At 70.7% G+C, this 14780-nt stretch carries 14 protein-coding genes; 8 read left to right on the forward strand and 6 right to left on the reverse strand.

The window, feature by feature from the left end; genetic code table 11:
* Positions 1 to 10: 10 nt before the first annotated feature.
* Positions 11 to 589 carry a TetR/AcrR family transcriptional regulator gene (locus AB0I81_RS23800; RefSeq protein ID WP_360660041.1) on the reverse strand — a complete coding sequence of 193 codons (579 nt, stop codon included), beginning with the start codon at positions 587 to 589 and terminating at the stop codon, positions 11 to 13.
* Positions 590 to 749: 160 nt separating this feature from the next.
* Between AB0I81_RS23800 and AB0I81_RS23805 the strand changes: the two genes are divergently transcribed.
* From AB0I81_RS23805 to AB0I81_RS23815, 3 genes are all read left to right on the forward strand, one after another.
* Positions 750 to 2399: an MFS transporter gene (locus AB0I81_RS23805; RefSeq protein ID WP_360660043.1), complete on the forward strand. Its 1650-nt coding sequence runs from the start codon at positions 750 to 752 to the stop codon at positions 2397 to 2399.
* A gap of 3 nt (positions 2400 to 2402) precedes the next feature.
* Positions 2403 to 3305 (forward strand): alpha/beta hydrolase, encoded by a 903-nt coding sequence (locus tag AB0I81_RS23810; RefSeq protein ID WP_360660045.1) that lies wholly within the window; start codon positions 2403 to 2405, stop codon positions 3303 to 3305.
* A gap of 86 nt (positions 3306 to 3391) precedes the next feature.
* Entirely contained in the window at positions 3392 to 3862 is a 471-nt protein-coding gene (locus tag AB0I81_RS23815; protein ID WP_360660047.1) for a hypothetical protein, read from the forward strand.
* A 203-nt stretch (positions 3863 to 4065) separates the two neighbouring features.
* Here AB0I81_RS23815 and AB0I81_RS23820 read toward each other — a convergent pair whose 3' ends face one another.
* From AB0I81_RS23820 to AB0I81_RS23835, 4 genes are all read right to left on the reverse strand, one after another.
* Positions 4066 to 4953 carry an LLM class flavin-dependent oxidoreductase gene (locus AB0I81_RS23820; protein WP_360660049.1) on the reverse strand — a complete coding sequence of 296 codons (888 nt, stop codon included), beginning with the start codon at positions 4951 to 4953 and terminating at the stop codon, positions 4066 to 4068.
* 196 nt (positions 4954 to 5149) lie between these two features.
* Positions 5150 to 5863, reverse strand: coding sequence for a Pr6Pr family membrane protein (locus AB0I81_RS23825; protein ID WP_360660051.1), 714 nt, complete (start codon positions 5861 to 5863; stop codon positions 5150 to 5152).
* A 42-nt stretch (positions 5864 to 5905) separates the two neighbouring features.
* Positions 5906 to 6361, reverse strand: coding sequence for a VOC family protein (locus tag AB0I81_RS23830; RefSeq protein WP_360660053.1), 456 nt, complete (start codon positions 6359 to 6361; stop codon positions 5906 to 5908).
* A 77-nt stretch (positions 6362 to 6438) separates the two neighbouring features.
* The gene (locus AB0I81_RS23835; RefSeq protein WP_360660055.1) at positions 6439 to 7362 is read right to left on the reverse strand and encodes an AEC family transporter; all 924 of its coding nucleotides are present in this window, start codon (positions 7360 to 7362) and stop codon (positions 6439 to 6441) included.
* A gap of 231 nt (positions 7363 to 7593) precedes the next feature.
* Here AB0I81_RS23835 and ctaD point away from each other — a divergent pair, with 231 nt between their 5' ends.
* The 4 genes from ctaD (at position 7594) to AB0I81_RS23855 (ending at position 11344) form a co-directional block, all read left to right on the forward strand.
* Complete coding sequence (ctaD, locus tag AB0I81_RS23840) at positions 7594 to 9222, forward strand: cytochrome c oxidase subunit I (RefSeq protein ID WP_360660716.1); 1629 nt, start codon at positions 7594 to 7596, stop codon at positions 9220 to 9222.
* The gene (locus AB0I81_RS23845) at positions 9219 to 9458 is read left to right on the forward strand and encodes a hypothetical protein (RefSeq protein ID WP_360660058.1); all 240 of its coding nucleotides are present in this window, start codon (positions 9219 to 9221) and stop codon (positions 9456 to 9458) included. Before ctaD ends, AB0I81_RS23845 begins: the two co-directional genes overlap by 4 nt.
* Before the next feature lie 71 nt (positions 9459 to 9529).
* Positions 9530 to 10261 carry a TetR/AcrR family transcriptional regulator gene (locus tag AB0I81_RS23850; protein WP_360660060.1) on the forward strand — a complete coding sequence of 244 codons (732 nt, stop codon included), beginning with the start codon at positions 9530 to 9532 and terminating at the stop codon, positions 10259 to 10261.
* An 18-nt stretch (positions 10262 to 10279) separates the two neighbouring features.
* Complete coding sequence (locus AB0I81_RS23855) at positions 10280 to 11344, forward strand: protein kinase family protein (RefSeq protein ID WP_360660062.1); 1065 nt, start codon at positions 10280 to 10282, stop codon at positions 11342 to 11344.
* Here the strand turns inward: AB0I81_RS23855 and AB0I81_RS23860 are convergent.
* Positions 11325 to 12089: a PIG-L family deacetylase gene (locus AB0I81_RS23860; RefSeq protein WP_360660064.1), complete on the reverse strand. Its 765-nt coding sequence runs from the start codon at positions 12087 to 12089 to the stop codon at positions 11325 to 11327. The genes AB0I81_RS23855 and AB0I81_RS23860 overlap by 20 nt on opposite strands.
* A gap of 166 nt (positions 12090 to 12255) precedes the next feature.
* On the opposite strand from AB0I81_RS23860, the gene AB0I81_RS23865 reads away from it, so the two are divergent.
* Entirely contained in the window at positions 12256 to 14607 is a 2352-nt protein-coding gene (locus AB0I81_RS23865; protein WP_360660066.1) for a M12 family metallo-peptidase, read from the forward strand.
* The last annotated feature ends 173 nt before the right edge of the window (positions 14608 to 14780 follow it).

Raw genomic sequence — 14780 nt, forward strand, 5'->3', positions numbered from 1 at the left:
ACGTCGCACCCTACAAGCGGGTCCACGTGTCGGCGGTGTCGGCGAGTTCGTTCAGTGCCGCTTCGACGCGGTCCTTGTCGCCGGTGGTCAGGTAGTCGACCTGCAACCCCGCGTACGCGGCGTTGAGCAGGGTGGCGTTGCGCAGCGCCGCCTCCTCGGGCACGCCGTGGGCGCGCAGCACGTCGGCCACGAATCCGGCCCGGTCGCCGAGCATCCTGGGCACGTACGGACCGGTGAGGCGGCCCGCGGCGGACAGGCCCTCGATCTCGAGCAGCAGCCGGACCATGGGCAGGTCCTCGCTCATGTGCCAGGCCCACGAGGCCCGTACGACGTCGCCGAGGCTGCCGCCGTCCTCGGCTGGGCCGGGGAGTGCGGCCAGCCGGCCCTGCTGGCGCTGGAAGAGGTGGGCGAGCACCGCGCTGATGAGCTCGTCCTTGCCGGAGAAGTGGTGGGTCAGCACGTACGTGCTGTGGCCCAGCGCCTTGGCCAGCGGGCGCAGGGAGAGGTGGGAGATGCCGTTCTCGGCCAGGTAGTCGACGATCGCGTCGAGAAGCTCGGTACGGCGCTGCGGATCGCGGGGCCTGGCCACGGTGCTTCCTTTCCAGGTGGGACGACGGCTCCAAGTGGGACGTCCCGTGCGCCGGGCCGTCCTCCTGGGAACGTCCAGCCTATTTGCATGACGAGTGTTTTGCATAATTAACATGACGGTCGTTATGCTTGCGGACCCGTCGCCCTGGAGGTTGTTTCTCATGAGCCCGCACGTGGCCACCGCCCGGTTTCCCGGGGAAGGTCATCCCCGGCGGCGCGCGATCCTGGCCGCGTTGTGCGCCGCGCTGCTCGTCATGAGCGTGAGCGTGATGGCGGTGACGATCGCGCTGCCGTCGATCGCCCTGGACCTGCGCGCCACCACCGCACAGCTTCAATGGATCACCGAGGCCGCCGTGCTGGCCCTGGCGTCCCTGCTGATCGCGATGGGGGCGCTGACCGACCGGGCCGGCGGGCGGCGCGTGCTCATGGCCGGGCTCGGCGTGTTCGCGCTGGCCTCGATCCTGGCGGTGCTCTCGCGTACGCCTGAGCAGCTCATCGCCGCCCGGGTCGTGCAGGGGGCGGGGAACGCGATGATCACGCCGGCCACGCTGGCGATCCTGCGAACGGTCTTCCCCCGCTCCGAACTGCCCAAAGCGCTGGCGGCGTGGGGTGTCGTGGCGAGCCTGGGCGTGGTGCTCGGGCCGCTGTCGGGCGGGCTGCTCGTGGAGCACTTCGGCTGGCGATCGTTGTTCGTGGCCAACGTGGTCGTGCTGGCGGGCGCCTGGGTGGCCATCGTCCGGGTCGTACCAGCCGCCCCTGGTCCGCCTGCTGCTCCCGGCTCGCCCGCTGCGCCTGGTCCGCCGGGGGTACCGGCCGGCGGCCGTGTGGAGGGGCGGTTCGACGTGCTCGGGGTGCTGCTGGTGTCGGGGGGCTTCGTGGCGATGGTGCACGCGGTGATCGAGGGCCCGTACCGGGGGTGGGCCAGCCCTGTCACTCTGGGAGAGGCGGGGGTGGCGGCACTACTGCTGGCGGGGTTCGCCGTGCGGCAGTGGCGGGTCGCGCAAACAGAAGCCACCGCCCGGGGCGCTGCCGAGGACCGCCGGCGCGATGCCGATGAGGGCGGGCGGCGGGGTGTTGTTCCTCTGCTTGACCTGCGCATGGTCGCCAGGCGGTCCTTCTGGCCCGCCGCGCTCGCCGCAGGGACCGGATTCTTCGCGCTGATGGGCGTGCTGTTCCTGCTCACCCAGTACCTCCAGGACGTGCGCGGCCACTCCCCGTCCGAGGCGGCCCTGCTCCTGCTGCCGGTGGCCGCCGCCCAGCTCGGCATGGCGCCGCTGGTGGTCAGGGCGATCGCCCGGTACGGCACGCGGCGCACGGCGGCGGCCGGGCTGGCGGTGCTGGCGGCGGGGGCGGCGTCGATGGCGGGCGGGATCCGTACCGGTGAGCTCGTCCTGCTGATCGGCGGGCTGGCCGTGCTGGCGGCGGGCAACGCCGTCGCGGTGAACGCGGCCGGCACTGCCATGATGGCCTCGGCCCCTGCGGCCCGGTCGGGATCGGCGGGCGGGGTAAACGAGACCGCGTTCAAACTCGGCGGCAGTCTCGGCGTGGCCGTGCTCGGCGGCCTGGCCGGCGGCCGGCTCGCCACCCTCCTCGATCCCGGAACCGCCGTCCCGCGCTCCATCTCCGGAGTGCTGGACGCGGCCCGGAACCTGGGCGGGCCGGAGGGCGACCGGCTGGCCGCCGTGGCCACCACCGCCTTCACCGACGCTTTCGGTACGGCCGCCCTCGTCACTGCGTGCCTGGCGGCCGGCAGCGCGGTGCTGACCGCCCTTCTCCTGCATGAACCTGACGATTCCGAAAGGACGGATTGACCGATGATGACGGAGAAATACGCGACCGTGCGAGGTCTGCGGCTGGCATGGCTCGACTCCTGGCCCGCCGGGCGAGCAGAGGCACTCGGCGACCGGCTGGGGCGAGAGGACTCGGAGCGAAGCGGCCAGAGGGTGGGGGCCGATGGCGAGCCGGCGGAGGGAGGTGGCGAAGGGGTGACGGTGTTGGCGTTGCATGGTCACTTCGGCCGGGCCAGTGCCTTTGCGCCGCTGGCCCGCGCCCTTGCCCCCCGCCACCGCGTGATCGCCCTGGAGCAGCGCGGTCACGGCCGCAGCGAGCGCGGCGACGGTGACTTCGGCCCCGACGCCTACGTGGCCGACGCCGCCGCGTTCCTGCGCGGGCTCGGCCTGGGGCCGGTCGTCGTGCTGGGGCATTCGATGGGCGGCGTGGTCGCCTTCCGCCTCGCCGCACGCCACCCCGACCTGGTAAGCGCGCTGATCGTCGAGGAGGGCGGCGCGCTCAACCGGCCGCCCGAGATCGAGCACCCCGTCCTCGACGTACGCGGCTGGCCCCGCCGCTCCGCCACGCTGGACGGGTTGCGCCGGGCCATCGAGGCGCAGGGCATCCCCGACGCTACCTACTTCCTGGAGAGCGCCGTCGAGCGTGCCGGCGGCTGGGAGCTGTTGTTCGACTACGACGACATGGTGGCCTCGCAGCGGGCACTCGTCGGCGACTGGTGGGCGGACTGGCTCGGCTCCGACTGCCCGGCCCTGCTCGTGCACGGGCTGGACAGCTTCATCCTGCCCACGAGCATGGCCAGGCGGATGGCCTCGGAGAGACCCGGCACCGTGCTGCGGGAGTTGCCGGGCTGCGGCCACTGGGCGCACGACGACGACCCGCCGGCCTTCGCCGCCGCCGTACAGGAATTCCTGAGCACGCTCACCTAGCGCTCTGTACGGGCCGCTTGCCCGGTGTTCAACTGGTCGCAGAAGAGCGCAGCCATCAAAGATCAGGACCTCACCGAGGAGGGGTCGTGAGATACCAGACGATCTGGCAGCTTCCGAGTAAATCGGCTCTCGTCCTTCAGCGAGTTCTCATGCTCGGCGTGCTCATCATCTCCATGCTGGCCGTGAACGCGGGCCGAGCCGACGCCGCCGTCACCGTGCACGAAGCTTGGCATGGGTCGGCGGTCAGGCTCCACATGTGGTTGAACTACGACGCCGGCAACAGGCGGCTCCGCGCCTGGGCAACGGTCAGGGACACCGCCGGTGGGGCGGATTACTCGGTGTCCATCGTGTCCGTCGATGGCCGGCTCGACGCCGACGGCTGGGGCGGATTCTGGCCGGAAACAGACGAGGGCCACGGACCGTTCGTCGAGTGCCCCGTGGTGGGCGGGATGTGGGTCACCTACCAGGTCGAGTACGCGTGGATCAACTCGGCGGGCCAGATCACCAGGAGGTCCTTCAGGGAACCGGCGGGTGGTGGCCTGCGCGTCTGCGACTGACACCTGATCGGTCGCCGGCTGCTCGGATGCACATGCGGCATCGCGGAGTGCTGGGCGCTGCTGGCCAGGATCGAGATCACGGAGACGGAGGTCCGCTGGTCGGGATTCCGTAACAACCACAGGGACTGGGGCTTGTCCGCCCTCGGGCCGTTCGTCTTCGCCCGCCGTCAGTACGAGGAGGCCCTGCGCGCGACCGAGCCGCCTCACCGCCCCTGACCGGCCACGAGCTCCCGCGCCTGCGCGAGGGTCTCGGCCTGCCGCATCCAGTCCCCGCCGTCCAGCCCCAGCCCGACCCCGTCGGCCCCCGCCTCCGCGTACGCCGCCAGCCGCTCGGCGACCTCCGCCACGCCACCGGTGACCGGGAGTTGCCGCGCCTCCTCCTCCGGCATGCCGTGCACCCCGGTCAGGGAGCCGATGAAGGAGTCCAGGGCGGCCCGGTCGCCGCTCAGCATGGCGTGACCGCCCACCGACACCGACGGCACCGGCCGGCCCAGCTCGTCGGCCAGTTCCCGCAGCCGCGTCATCTTGGCCGCCAGGCCGGCCGGGGTGATGAGGGAGGGGGCCCAGCCGTTGCCGTACCGGATCGCGCGGCGCATGGCCGCCTCCGAGTTGCCGCCGACCAGGATCGGCGGCACGGCGGCGGCCGGGCCGAGGGTGAGTTCGTCCTCACCCACCCTGGCGGGTTGGCCGCCGATGAGGTCCGGCAGCACGCGCAGCGCGGCGTCGGTCCACGCGCCACGGCCGACGGTCGGCGCGCCGACCGCGCGCCAGAACGGCGAGCCGGGGAAGCCGCCGATCCCCACACCGAGCCGCACCCGGCCGCCCGACAGGTGCTGCAGCGTCTGCACCTGCGCCGCCACCCAGGCCACCGGCCGCAGCGGCAGGCTGAGCACGCCGAACTCCAGCCCGATCCGTTCGGTGGCGGTCGCGGCGGCGGCCAGGACGAGGGCGGGGTCCGGGCCGGGGCTGCCGTCCCCGATGATCACATCCGCCATGCCGACGGCGTCGTAGCCGAGTTGCTCAAGGTGGCGGGCCCTGGTCACGTCGGGCACGCCCCTGTCGTCGGTGGGCAGGCCGGTGCTCAGAAGCATCGTGGTTCTCCTCCGTAGGTGTGATGCACCACGGTAGAACCTCAACCAATGTTGAGATCAAGTCGTCCTCGCGTACTGCCCCGGGTCAGGTGGAAGGGGCTCGGCCCGGCGAAGGTGGCCCCGCTCCAAATGCTCGGCTCGCGGGGCGTCGCGGAGATGGTGGAGCGTACCCTGGACGCGTTCAGGAAGGCCGCCGTCAGGTGACCACCTTCTCCGGCTCCGCGACCGGCACGGCGGCGGCGGGCCGGGACGCCAGCCGGTCCAGCGCCAGGAGCACCGCCCCGAGCCCGGCGATGCCCACCCCCAGCATGACCTGCCAGAGCAGGACCCAGCCGTACCCGTTCTCGGACGGGTCAAGGAAGAAGTACGGATACCGGTTGGGCGCCGTCGGGAACAACACCGCCCGCAACACCGACGTCACCGCGTAACCGAGGGGGAACAGCAGCCACAGCGGCAGGTCCCGCCACGGCACGACGCGGTGCGGGCCGAAGAGCAGCCAGTCGGCCAGCGCCATCAGCGGCACGACATAGTGCAGCAGGAAGATCGACCGGTTGGCCAGCAGCGTGGCCGCGTCGCCGTCCACCAGGCCGGGCAGCGGGTTCTCGCCGTGGTTGGTCACGAAGTGCGAGACCAGGCAGGTGATCATGACCCACAACGTGACCGCGCCGCGCAGGCGGGGCGCGGCCGGGTCCGTGGTACGGCGGCGCACCATCCAGTACAGGACACCGGCGTAGTAGCCCAGCAGGATGAGGTTGCTCTGGGTGGTGAAGAAGTGGATGCGGTGGTTGCCGGTGAGCATGCCCGCCACGCCCGCGGTGACCAGCGCGACCCGCCACCATAACTGGGGGCGGGTCCAGACGTTCGTCGCGGCCCCGGCGGCGTGGGCCACCGAGGCCCGATCTTGACTCACACGGTGGACATTATGCGAAGAGCGTCCACCGTGCGAAGCGCGTCAGCGGCCGACGGCGGCCCGCAACTCGGCGATGTCGATCTTCTGCATGGTCAGCATGGCCTTCGCCGCCTGCTGCGCCGTGGCGGGGTCGGGGTGGGAGAGGAGTTCGGGCAACTCCGTGGGGATGATCTGCCAGGACAGGCCGTACCGGTCCTTGAGCCAGCCGCACTGCGACTCCTCGCCGCCCTCGGTCAGCTTGGCCCACAGCTCGTCCACCTCCTCCTGCGACTCGCAGCTCACGTAGAGGGAGGTGGCCTCGTTGAGCTTGAACTGCGGGCCGCCGTTGAAGGCCACGAGCCGCTGGCCGGCCAGCTCGAACTCCACCGTCATGACCGCCCCGCCCTCGCCCTGGCGCTGGACGTCGATGATCCGGGAGTCGGCGAAGAGCGAGGTGTAGAAGCCGGCGGCCTCTTCGGCCCGGTCGTCGAACCACAGGAACGTGGTGATCTTCCGCATGACAGGTCCCTTCGTCGTCGTGTGTCACCAACGCGTCGGACGGGCTCGGGGCGAATCGACAAGGACGACGAAAAGATTCAGCCGAGTACGGCACCGATCGCGGTCATGATCGGGATGGACAGGCCCGTGGTCACCAGGATCGTGGTCCTGGCCATGCGCCTGCCGGTGTCGTAGGTGACGGCGTACACGTAGATGTTCTGCGCGGTGGGCAGGGCCGCGAAGAGGGTCGCGGCCAGGAGCTGGGTGCCGTCCAGGCCCAGGGGGAAGCGGGCGACCACGTACGCGAGCGCGGGCTGGACGAACGCCTTGAGCGTCACCGCCAGGAAGATGTCCTTGCCCACACCCTCCTCGGCGGGGGCGGCGGCCGCCTGGCGCGAGCCGTACAGGCTCAGGCCGTAGGCCAGCAGCCCGACCGGCACGGCCGCGCCGCCCAGCAGATCGATCGGGCGCATGACCGTGTCCGGCAGCGAGATCCCGCTCAGTGCGAAGGCCAGGCCGAGCAGCGACATGACCGTGAGCGGGTTGCGCAGCGGCAGCAGCAGTGCCGCCCTCGGCGAGCGGGAGCCCTTGTCGAGGATCAGGAAGGAAACGGGGGTCAGCACCAGGAGCTGGAAGAGCAGGATGGGCGCGACGAGGGCGGCGTCGCCGAGCACGTACAGGGATATGGGCACGCCCAGGTTGCCGGCGTTGACGTAGGAGGCGGCCAGCACGCCGATCGTGGCCTGCCGCGTGTCGCGTCGCCAGGCCAGCTTCGCCACCAGCACGAACACGAGCTGGGTGAAGGCCACCGCGACGACCTCCGTCAGTAGCACCGGCGAGAGCAGCGCCGCCAGGTCGGCCCGCGACACGGTGGCGAACATCAGTGCCGGCGTCGCCACGAAGAACGCCAGCCGCGACAGCACCAGCTCGTCGCTGGCCCGCAGCAGCCCGATGACGCCGATGACGTAGCCGAGCACGGCGACCGACACCAGAGCGGCGAAAGCCGCGACAACCCCCGACAACCCATTCCCTCCCAAACTGGACGTTCAGGAGCGTATCCGAGAGCTCGGCGAGCCCGGAGAGCGGCCGGGCATCACGCAGAGCATAGGAGCCCGTACAGGGGGTAAGTCGGTCGTAAGGCGCTGACCTGCGAAAACATCGTCAATGGAGAGCGCCGCGAGCACCACGGGGCAAATGGGGGATCTCCGGTGACCATTGACGAACCGAGAACTGGCGAACCGTTGGCGTCCGTCGTGGCGCCGGTGGAGCACACGCGCAAGGGCCGCATCATCGCGAAGTGGCTGTCGAGCACGGACCACAAGGTCATCGGCTACATGTACCTGATCGCCTCCTTCGTGTTCTTCGCGCTGGCGGGCGTCATGGCGCTGCTCATCCGGGGCGAGCTCATGCATCCCGGCCTGCAACTCGTCACCAACGAGCAGTACAACCAGCTCTTCACCATGCACGGCACGGTCATGATGCTGCTGTTCGCCACCCCGCTGTTCGCCGGGTTCGCCAACGTCATCATGCCGCTGCAGATCGGCTCGCCTGACGTGGCCTTTCCCCGGCTGAACGCGGTCAGCTTCTGGTTGTTCCTGTTCGGCGGGCTCATCACGATCAGCGGCTTCCTGACCCCCTCGGGCGCGGCCAGCTTCGGCTGGTTCGCCTACACGCCGCTGTCGGACGCGGTCTTCTCGCCCAGTCCGGGCGGCAGCCTGTGGATCATGGGGCTGAGCCTGGCGGGCGTCGGCACGATTCTCGGCGCGGTCAACTTCATCACCACGATCATCTGCATGCGGGCGCCCGGCATGACCATGTTCCGGATGCCGATCTTCACCTGGAACGTGCTGCTGACCAGCATGCTCGTGCTGATGGCCTTCCCCGTGCTGGCCGCCGCCCTGCTCGGCCTCGAGGCCGACCGCGCGCTCGGCACCCAGCTGTTCGCCCCGTCCAACGGCGGCGCCATGCTCTGGCAGCACCTGTTCTGGTTCTTCGGCCACCCCGAGGTCTACATCATCGCGCTGCCGTTCTTCGGCATCATCACCGAGGTCCTGCCCGTGTTCAGCCGCAAGCCCGTCTTCGGCTACATCGGCCTGGTCGCCGCCACCATCGCCATCGCCGGGCTGTCGATGACCGTCTGGGCGCACCACATGTTCCCGACCGGGCAGGTGCTGCTGCCGTTCTTCTCCTTCTTCACCTTCCTCATCGCCGTGCCGACCGGCGTGAAGTTCTTCAACTGGACCGGCACGATCTGGCGCGGGCACCTGAGCTTCGAGACGCCGATGTTGTTCTCGATCGGGTTCCTCATCACGTTCCTGCTCGGCGGGCTGACCGGGGTCATCCTGGGCTCGCCGCCGCTGGACTTCCACATCACCGACACCTACTTCGTCGTGGCCCACTTCCACTACGTGGTCTTCGGCACCGTCGTGTTCGCCATGTTCGCCGGGTTCTACTTCTGGTGGCCGAAGATGACCGGGCGGATGTTGCACGAGGGCCTGGGCAAGGTGCAGTTCTGGATGTTGTTCATCGGCTTCCACACCACGTTCCTCATCCAGCACTGGCTCGGTGTGGCCGGAATGCCGCGCCGCTACGCCGACTACAGCGCCGCCGACGGCTTCACCGACCTGCACCTGATCTCCTCCATCGGGGCGTTCCTGCTGGGCGCCTCGACGCTGCCGTTCCTGTTCAACGTCTGGTACACCGCGCGCAAGGGCAGGAGGGTCACCGTGGACGACCCCTGGGGATTCGGCAACTCGCTGGAGTGGGCCACCTCCTGCCCGCCGCCCCGGCACAACTTCACCTTCATGCCCCGCATCCGCTCGGAACGGCCCGCCTTCGACCTGCACTATCCGCATGTGGGCCGCTCGACGGAGACGGAGTGAGAGCCATGGAGGGCCTGTCACCGCAGGAGCGGCTCATCCTGGCGGCGATCGAGGTCGAGCTGCGCGACAACTCGGCACGCCTGGCCGGCCGGATCGAGGAGTTCAACGCCAAGGCCGCGCAGGAGGGCCCGCAACGCTTCGCCGCGCACGTCAGCCGCTGGGAGGTGGCCGCCGTGCTGGCCATGGTGGTGCTGATGAGCGCGATCCTGACGCTGGTGGCCCTCACCTGCCACTGACGGGACGGGCGTACGGTGTGCGATTGCGCCGTACACTGTTCGGGTCAGGGGTGGAAAGGCGAGGAGTCCGCATGCCGGCCGACAGTCAGCCGTTGCCCACGGTGTGGGCGCGGCCCCGGCGCGAGCGCAGGGAGCAGCCCGCGCTGAGCCGCGCGCAGATCGTCTCGGCGGCGCTGCGGCTGCTGGACGAGGAGGGCGTCGGCGCGCTCAGCATGCGCAGGCTCGGCGCGGTGCTGAACGCGGGCGCCACCTCGATGTACACCCACGTGGCCAACAAGGACGAGCTGATCGAGCTGGTCGTGGACGAGGTGTACGGCGAGGTCGAGGTGCCCTCCGCCGCCGAGGCGGGAGGCTGGCGGGAGGCCGTCGCGGGATGCGCCAGGAGCATGCGCGCGACCCTGCTGCGCCACCCGTGGATCGCCTCGGTACAGGGCGAGGTGGGCGTGGCCTACCTGGGGCCCAACGTGCTGCGCCTGTGGGAGCGGGTGCTGGCGGTGCTGGAGGAGGCCGGGTTCGAGCTGGAGGCGGCCGACCGCGCGCTGAACACGGTGACGGCGTACGTGATCGGGATCTCCACCAGCGAGGCCGCCTGGCTGACCACGCTGGCCCGCAGCGGGCGCGGCGAGCAGGAGTGGGCGCGGGCCCTGTGGCCCGCCGCGGAGGCGGCGGTGCGCGACCATCCGCGGCTGCGCGTCCTGTACGCCGCCCGGCGCGACCGGGACGCGGGCCGGGCGCGCGATGAGGAGTTCGAGGACGGGCTGGCGTGCGTGCTGGACGGCGTCGCGGCCCGGCAGGCCAACTGACCAATCGGGGGAAACAGGGTGTATGAGCGTGAGGCGCGGCTGGCCGCGTACGGGACCGTCTCCACGTCGCTGGCGCTGCTCGGCGACCGCGAGCTGACCGGACTGCTGGAGACGGCCGTGCCGCTCGGCACGAGCATCGGCGGCACGTCGGCGCGGCTGGAGGTCGAGGGCACGCCGGTCTTCGTCAAACACCTCACCCTGACCGACCTGGAACGGCTGCCCGGCAACACGCACTCCACGGCGAACCTGTTCGGCATGCCGCCCTACTGCCAGTACGGCATCGGCCTGATCGGCTCGCCCGGCTGGGGCGCCTGGCGCGAGCTGGCCGGCCACACGATGGCCACGAACTGGACGCTGGCCGGCCGGCATCCGGGCTTCCCGCTCATGTACCACTGGCGCGTGCTCCCGCAGCCGGCCTCCGCCCTGCCCGATGAGCTGGCCGACGTGGACAAGGTGGTCGCCTACTGGGGCGGCGGGGTGGAGATCCGGCGGTACCTGGAGGCGCTGCGCGACGCCTCGGCGAGCGTCACGCTGTTCCTGGAGCACTTCCCGCACAACCTGCACGACTGGCTGACCGAGCAGGTCGCCGCCGGGGGAGAGACCGCGGAACGGGCCTGCGCGATGGTGGAGCGGGACCTGCTCGACGGGGTGTCGTTCATGAACTCGCGCGACCTGCTGCACTTCGACGTGCACTTCGGCAATATCCTGACCGACGGGCGGCGCCTGTACTTCTCGGACTTCGGGCTGTCCACCTCGCCCCGCTTCGCCCTGTCCAGGGAGGAGCGGGACTTCCTGCGCCCGCACCGGACCTACGACCGCGACCACGCGTTCACGTACCTGATGATGTGGCTGAGCACGGCCCTGTACGGAGCCCGCAACCAGGAGGAGCGCGTCCGGCTGATCCGGTCCTGGGCCGGGGGCGAGCGGCCGGCCGGGGTCCCCGAGGGGATCGCCGCGATGCTGACCCGCTACAGCCCGCTGGCCGAGGTCATGCTGGACTTCTACCACAGGTTCCAGAACGAGAGCAGGAAGACGCCCTACCCGGTGGCGGAGATCGAGGCGGTCAGCCCTCCAGCGCCGTGACCCGCCGCTGGTCGGCGAAGGACACCCGGCGGTACCACTCGTTGCTCATCAGCCGCGTACGCGCGGGCTCGGGCAACGAGGTCAGCAGCGTCATCGACGCGCCCCGCCCGACCTCCGACTCGTGCGCGTGCATGGCCGCCCACTTGCGTTCCGCCCACGCCGCCACGTCCAGGTGCACGGCGATCCGGTCGCCGGGCACGCCCATCAGCGTCTGTCCCGGCTCCGGCGGGGCCCCGAAGACGGCCTCCCACTGCTCGGCGACCAGCTCGCGCGGGAACGTGGCCAGGTAGACGGCACGCGGCCACCACGGGTCGCCCGCCTCGGGATAGAGCTGGTCGTAGCCGGCCGCCTCGACCGCGGCCAGCGTCACCCTGCCGACGTGCACGTGGTCGCGGTGGCCGTAGCCGCCGTACCCGTCGTAGGTGAGCACGACGTCCGGCCTGACGTCCCTGATCTGCTCGACCAGCCGTCCCACCGCCTCCTCCAGCGGCACGTCCACGAAACGCGGCGCGCCGGGCGCGGAGTCCGGGTTGCGTCCGTCGGCGTAACCGAGCAGCCTCGGCTCGCCCGCGCCGAGGATGTCCAGGGACCGCTCCAGCTCGCCCGCGCGGTGCGTGCCCTTCGCCCAGGTGCAGGTCACCACCGCCGTTCTGGCGCCCTGGTCGGCGTACCTGGCCAGGGTTCCGCCGGTCCAGATCGCCTCGTCGTCCGGGTGGGCGTGCACGCACATGAGACCGAAATCCATTTGATCACCCTAGTTCGCCGCCCTATCGTTCACCCTGCCTTCGGACGATGGGAGCCGTATGCCGGTCCAGCCTGGCCACATGCGCGTGGGCGCGCACCCGTCCGCATGGGCGTGTGAGTAGGGGGTACTCAGGCGCCGGCCGCCCCGGAGCCGCACCATGTGCGGCATGAGAGCAGCCTGGACGCGGATCGCCGCGATCGTGGTCATGTTATGCGCAGCAGTGGCGGTCTTCCCCGGAACGGCAGCCGCCGCCGTCACCGCCGGCTGCGGCCCCGGCGGCCCGTTCGTGGTCGAGGCCGGCACCACGATCCCGCTCAGCTTCACCTTCACCAACACCGACGCCGGCGACGTCACCTTCACCGCGACCATGCGGGCGAACGTCCTGTACGGCCCCCAGCACACCTACCTGACCAGGACGCTGCCCGGCGGCGTCGGGCAGAGCGTGCACTCCCACCTGGGCACGCAGGGCCTGACCGGCTGGGACGAGGTCGACGTGACCATCGACATCACCAGCACGGCCACGGGCACGGCGGTCATCGGCTCGTGCACGACGACCCTGTCCATCATCCCGCCGCTGGCCGACAAGGACGGCGACGCGCTGCTCGACGTCTGGGAACGCCTGGGCATGGACGTCGACAAGGACGGCGAGATCGACCTGGAGCTCAAGACCAACCACCGCCGCAGAGACATCTTCCTCGAAGTCGACCACATGACGGACCACAAGCTGATGCCCGAGGCGAAGCAGGACGTCATCGACGCCTTCGCCAGGGCCCCCGTCGCCAACAACGACGGCAGCACCGGCATCACCCTGCACGTCCAGGAGGACGAGGAGGTCACCCACCAGGACGACATCTCCACCTGGACCGGCTACGACACCATCAAGAAGGCGAACTTCGGCACCGCAGCCGAGCGGACCGTGCCGGCCAAGCTCCAGGCGAAGAAGCAGGTGTACCACTACGTGCTGATGGCGCACCAGCGTGACAGCGACACCTCCTCCGGCCGCGCCGAGATCGGCGGCAACGACGTGCTGGTCACGCTGGGCGGTAACGTCTGGGCGCAGAACGCGGCCGGGACGCACCACGTGGGCTCCAGGTCCGAGCAGGCCGGCACGCTCATGCACGAGCTCGGCCACAACCTCGGCCTCCTGCACGGCGGCGACACCGACGTCAACTGCAAGCCCAACTACGTGAGCGTGATGAACTACTCCCTGCAGACCTCGCTGATCCCCGAGGCCGGCGGCGGCAGGCGGCTCGACTACTCCAAGGAGAAGCTGGACCCGCTGCACGAGAAGGAACTCGTCGAGAAGGACGGCATCAAGGACGGCACCGACTTCACCTTCTGGAGCGCCACCGGCGGCAGCCCGTGGGCGACCGGGCGTGGCGACGGCTGGCTGGACTGGGACGAGGACAAGGCCGAGGACACCGAGAAGGTCAAGGTGGACATCAACAACCTCGGCATCTTCGACTGCGGCGCCTCGCCTGAGCAGACGCTCACCGGGCACGACGACTGGGAGAACCTGGACTACAACTTCCGCGACGACGCCGAGTACGACGACGGCATGCACCACCCGACCCCGCCGGAGCTGGCCGAGCCCGTGCACGAGCACGTGGACGAGGCCCTGGCGCCCCAGGTGACGATCGGCGGGCCGTACGGCACCAAGGAGGGCACGGCGGTGACCTTCGAGGCGACGGCCACCGACCCCGACGGCGACTCCTCGAAACTGACCTACGCCTGGGACCCCGCGCGGACCCACACCTACGGCGACGACGGCGAGTACACCGCCTCCGTCACCGTGACCGACACCAGCCGGCTCAGCACCACGGCCACCACGAAGGTCGCGGTCGAGAACGTCGCGCCGTCGGCGACCATCCAGGCGGCCACGACGGGACGCAAGAACGTCCCGCTCGACCTCAGCGGGCGCGCGGCCGACCCCGGCAGCGACGACCTGACCCTCACCTGGGACTGGGCGGACGGCACCACGACCGGCACCACACACCTGGTCAACCCGCCGGCCCAGGACCCGGAGGCCAGCCCGACCGTGCAGCCGCGCGACGTCACCGACACCAGGCGGCACACGTGGGCCAAGCCCTGCCGCTACACCGTCAAGCTCACCGCCACCGACGACGACGGCGGGAGCGCGGCGGACACCGAGACGGTGCTGATCACCGGCGACGCCCGGCACCGGCTGCACACCGCCGGCTGGATCACGCAGTACCGGCCCGGCCCGCGCACCCCGCTCGACCTGCCCGCCGAGACGCTGGCCTGCTACCTGGACATCGTCCAGCACAAGAGCGAGGTCTTCGACGGGCCGATGACCCGGCAGCAGGCGTTCGAGACGCTGACCCTCGGCAGGCACCTGCTCGACGCGCCGCTGCTGGCCGCCTGGCTGGACTTCGCGCACGGCTCGATCAACCCTGACCCGGCGGTCATGGCCCGGGCCGAGGCCGTGCGCCAGGACCCGGACGCGAGCCTCACGGAGATACTCCGCCAGTACAAGATCCTCCAGACGCTGGGCTAGGGGGCGGGGCGACCTCCGGCCGGACCGGCCGGAGGTCGCCGACCTGGGTGGCCACTGAAGGCCGACAACGGTTGTCATGGTCCGGCTTGGGATGTCGCGGGGGCCCGCGCCGTGAGAAGATCGAGTTCATGATTGGACTGCCTGGCTCGGTTCGCCAGGGCACTTCCGCCCGA

The sequence above is a fragment of the Nonomuraea sp. NPDC050404 genome, from assembly GCF_040655495.1.
GTDB lineage: Bacteria > Actinomycetota > Actinomycetes > Streptosporangiales > Streptosporangiaceae > Nonomuraea.

Excerpts from the sequence above, each read along its gene's own strand:
- AB0I81_RS23830 (WP_360660053.1), bottom strand. The coding sequence starts at position 6,361 with ATGCGGAAGATCACCACGTTCCTGTGGTTCGACGACCGGGCCGAAGAG.
- AB0I81_RS23820 (WP_360660049.1), bottom strand. The coding sequence starts at position 4,953 with ATGCTTCTGAGCACCGGCCTGCCCACCGACGACAGGGGCGTGCCCGAC.
- AB0I81_RS23860 (WP_360660064.1), bottom strand. The coding sequence starts at position 12,089 with ATGGATTTCGGTCTCATGTGCGTGCACGCCCACCCGGACGACGAGGCG.
- AB0I81_RS23805 (WP_360660043.1), top strand. The coding sequence starts at position 750 with ATGAGCCCGCACGTGGCCACCGCCCGGTTTCCCGGGGAAGGTCATCCC.
- AB0I81_RS23810 (WP_360660045.1), top strand. The coding sequence starts at position 2,403 with ATGATGACGGAGAAATACGCGACCGTGCGAGGTCTGCGGCTGGCATGG.
- AB0I81_RS23850 (WP_360660060.1), top strand. The coding sequence starts at position 9,530 with ATGCCGGCCGACAGTCAGCCGTTGCCCACGGTGTGGGCGCGGCCCCGG.
- AB0I81_RS23865 (WP_360660066.1), top strand. The coding sequence starts at position 12,256 with ATGAGAGCAGCCTGGACGCGGATCGCCGCGATCGTGGTCATGTTATGC.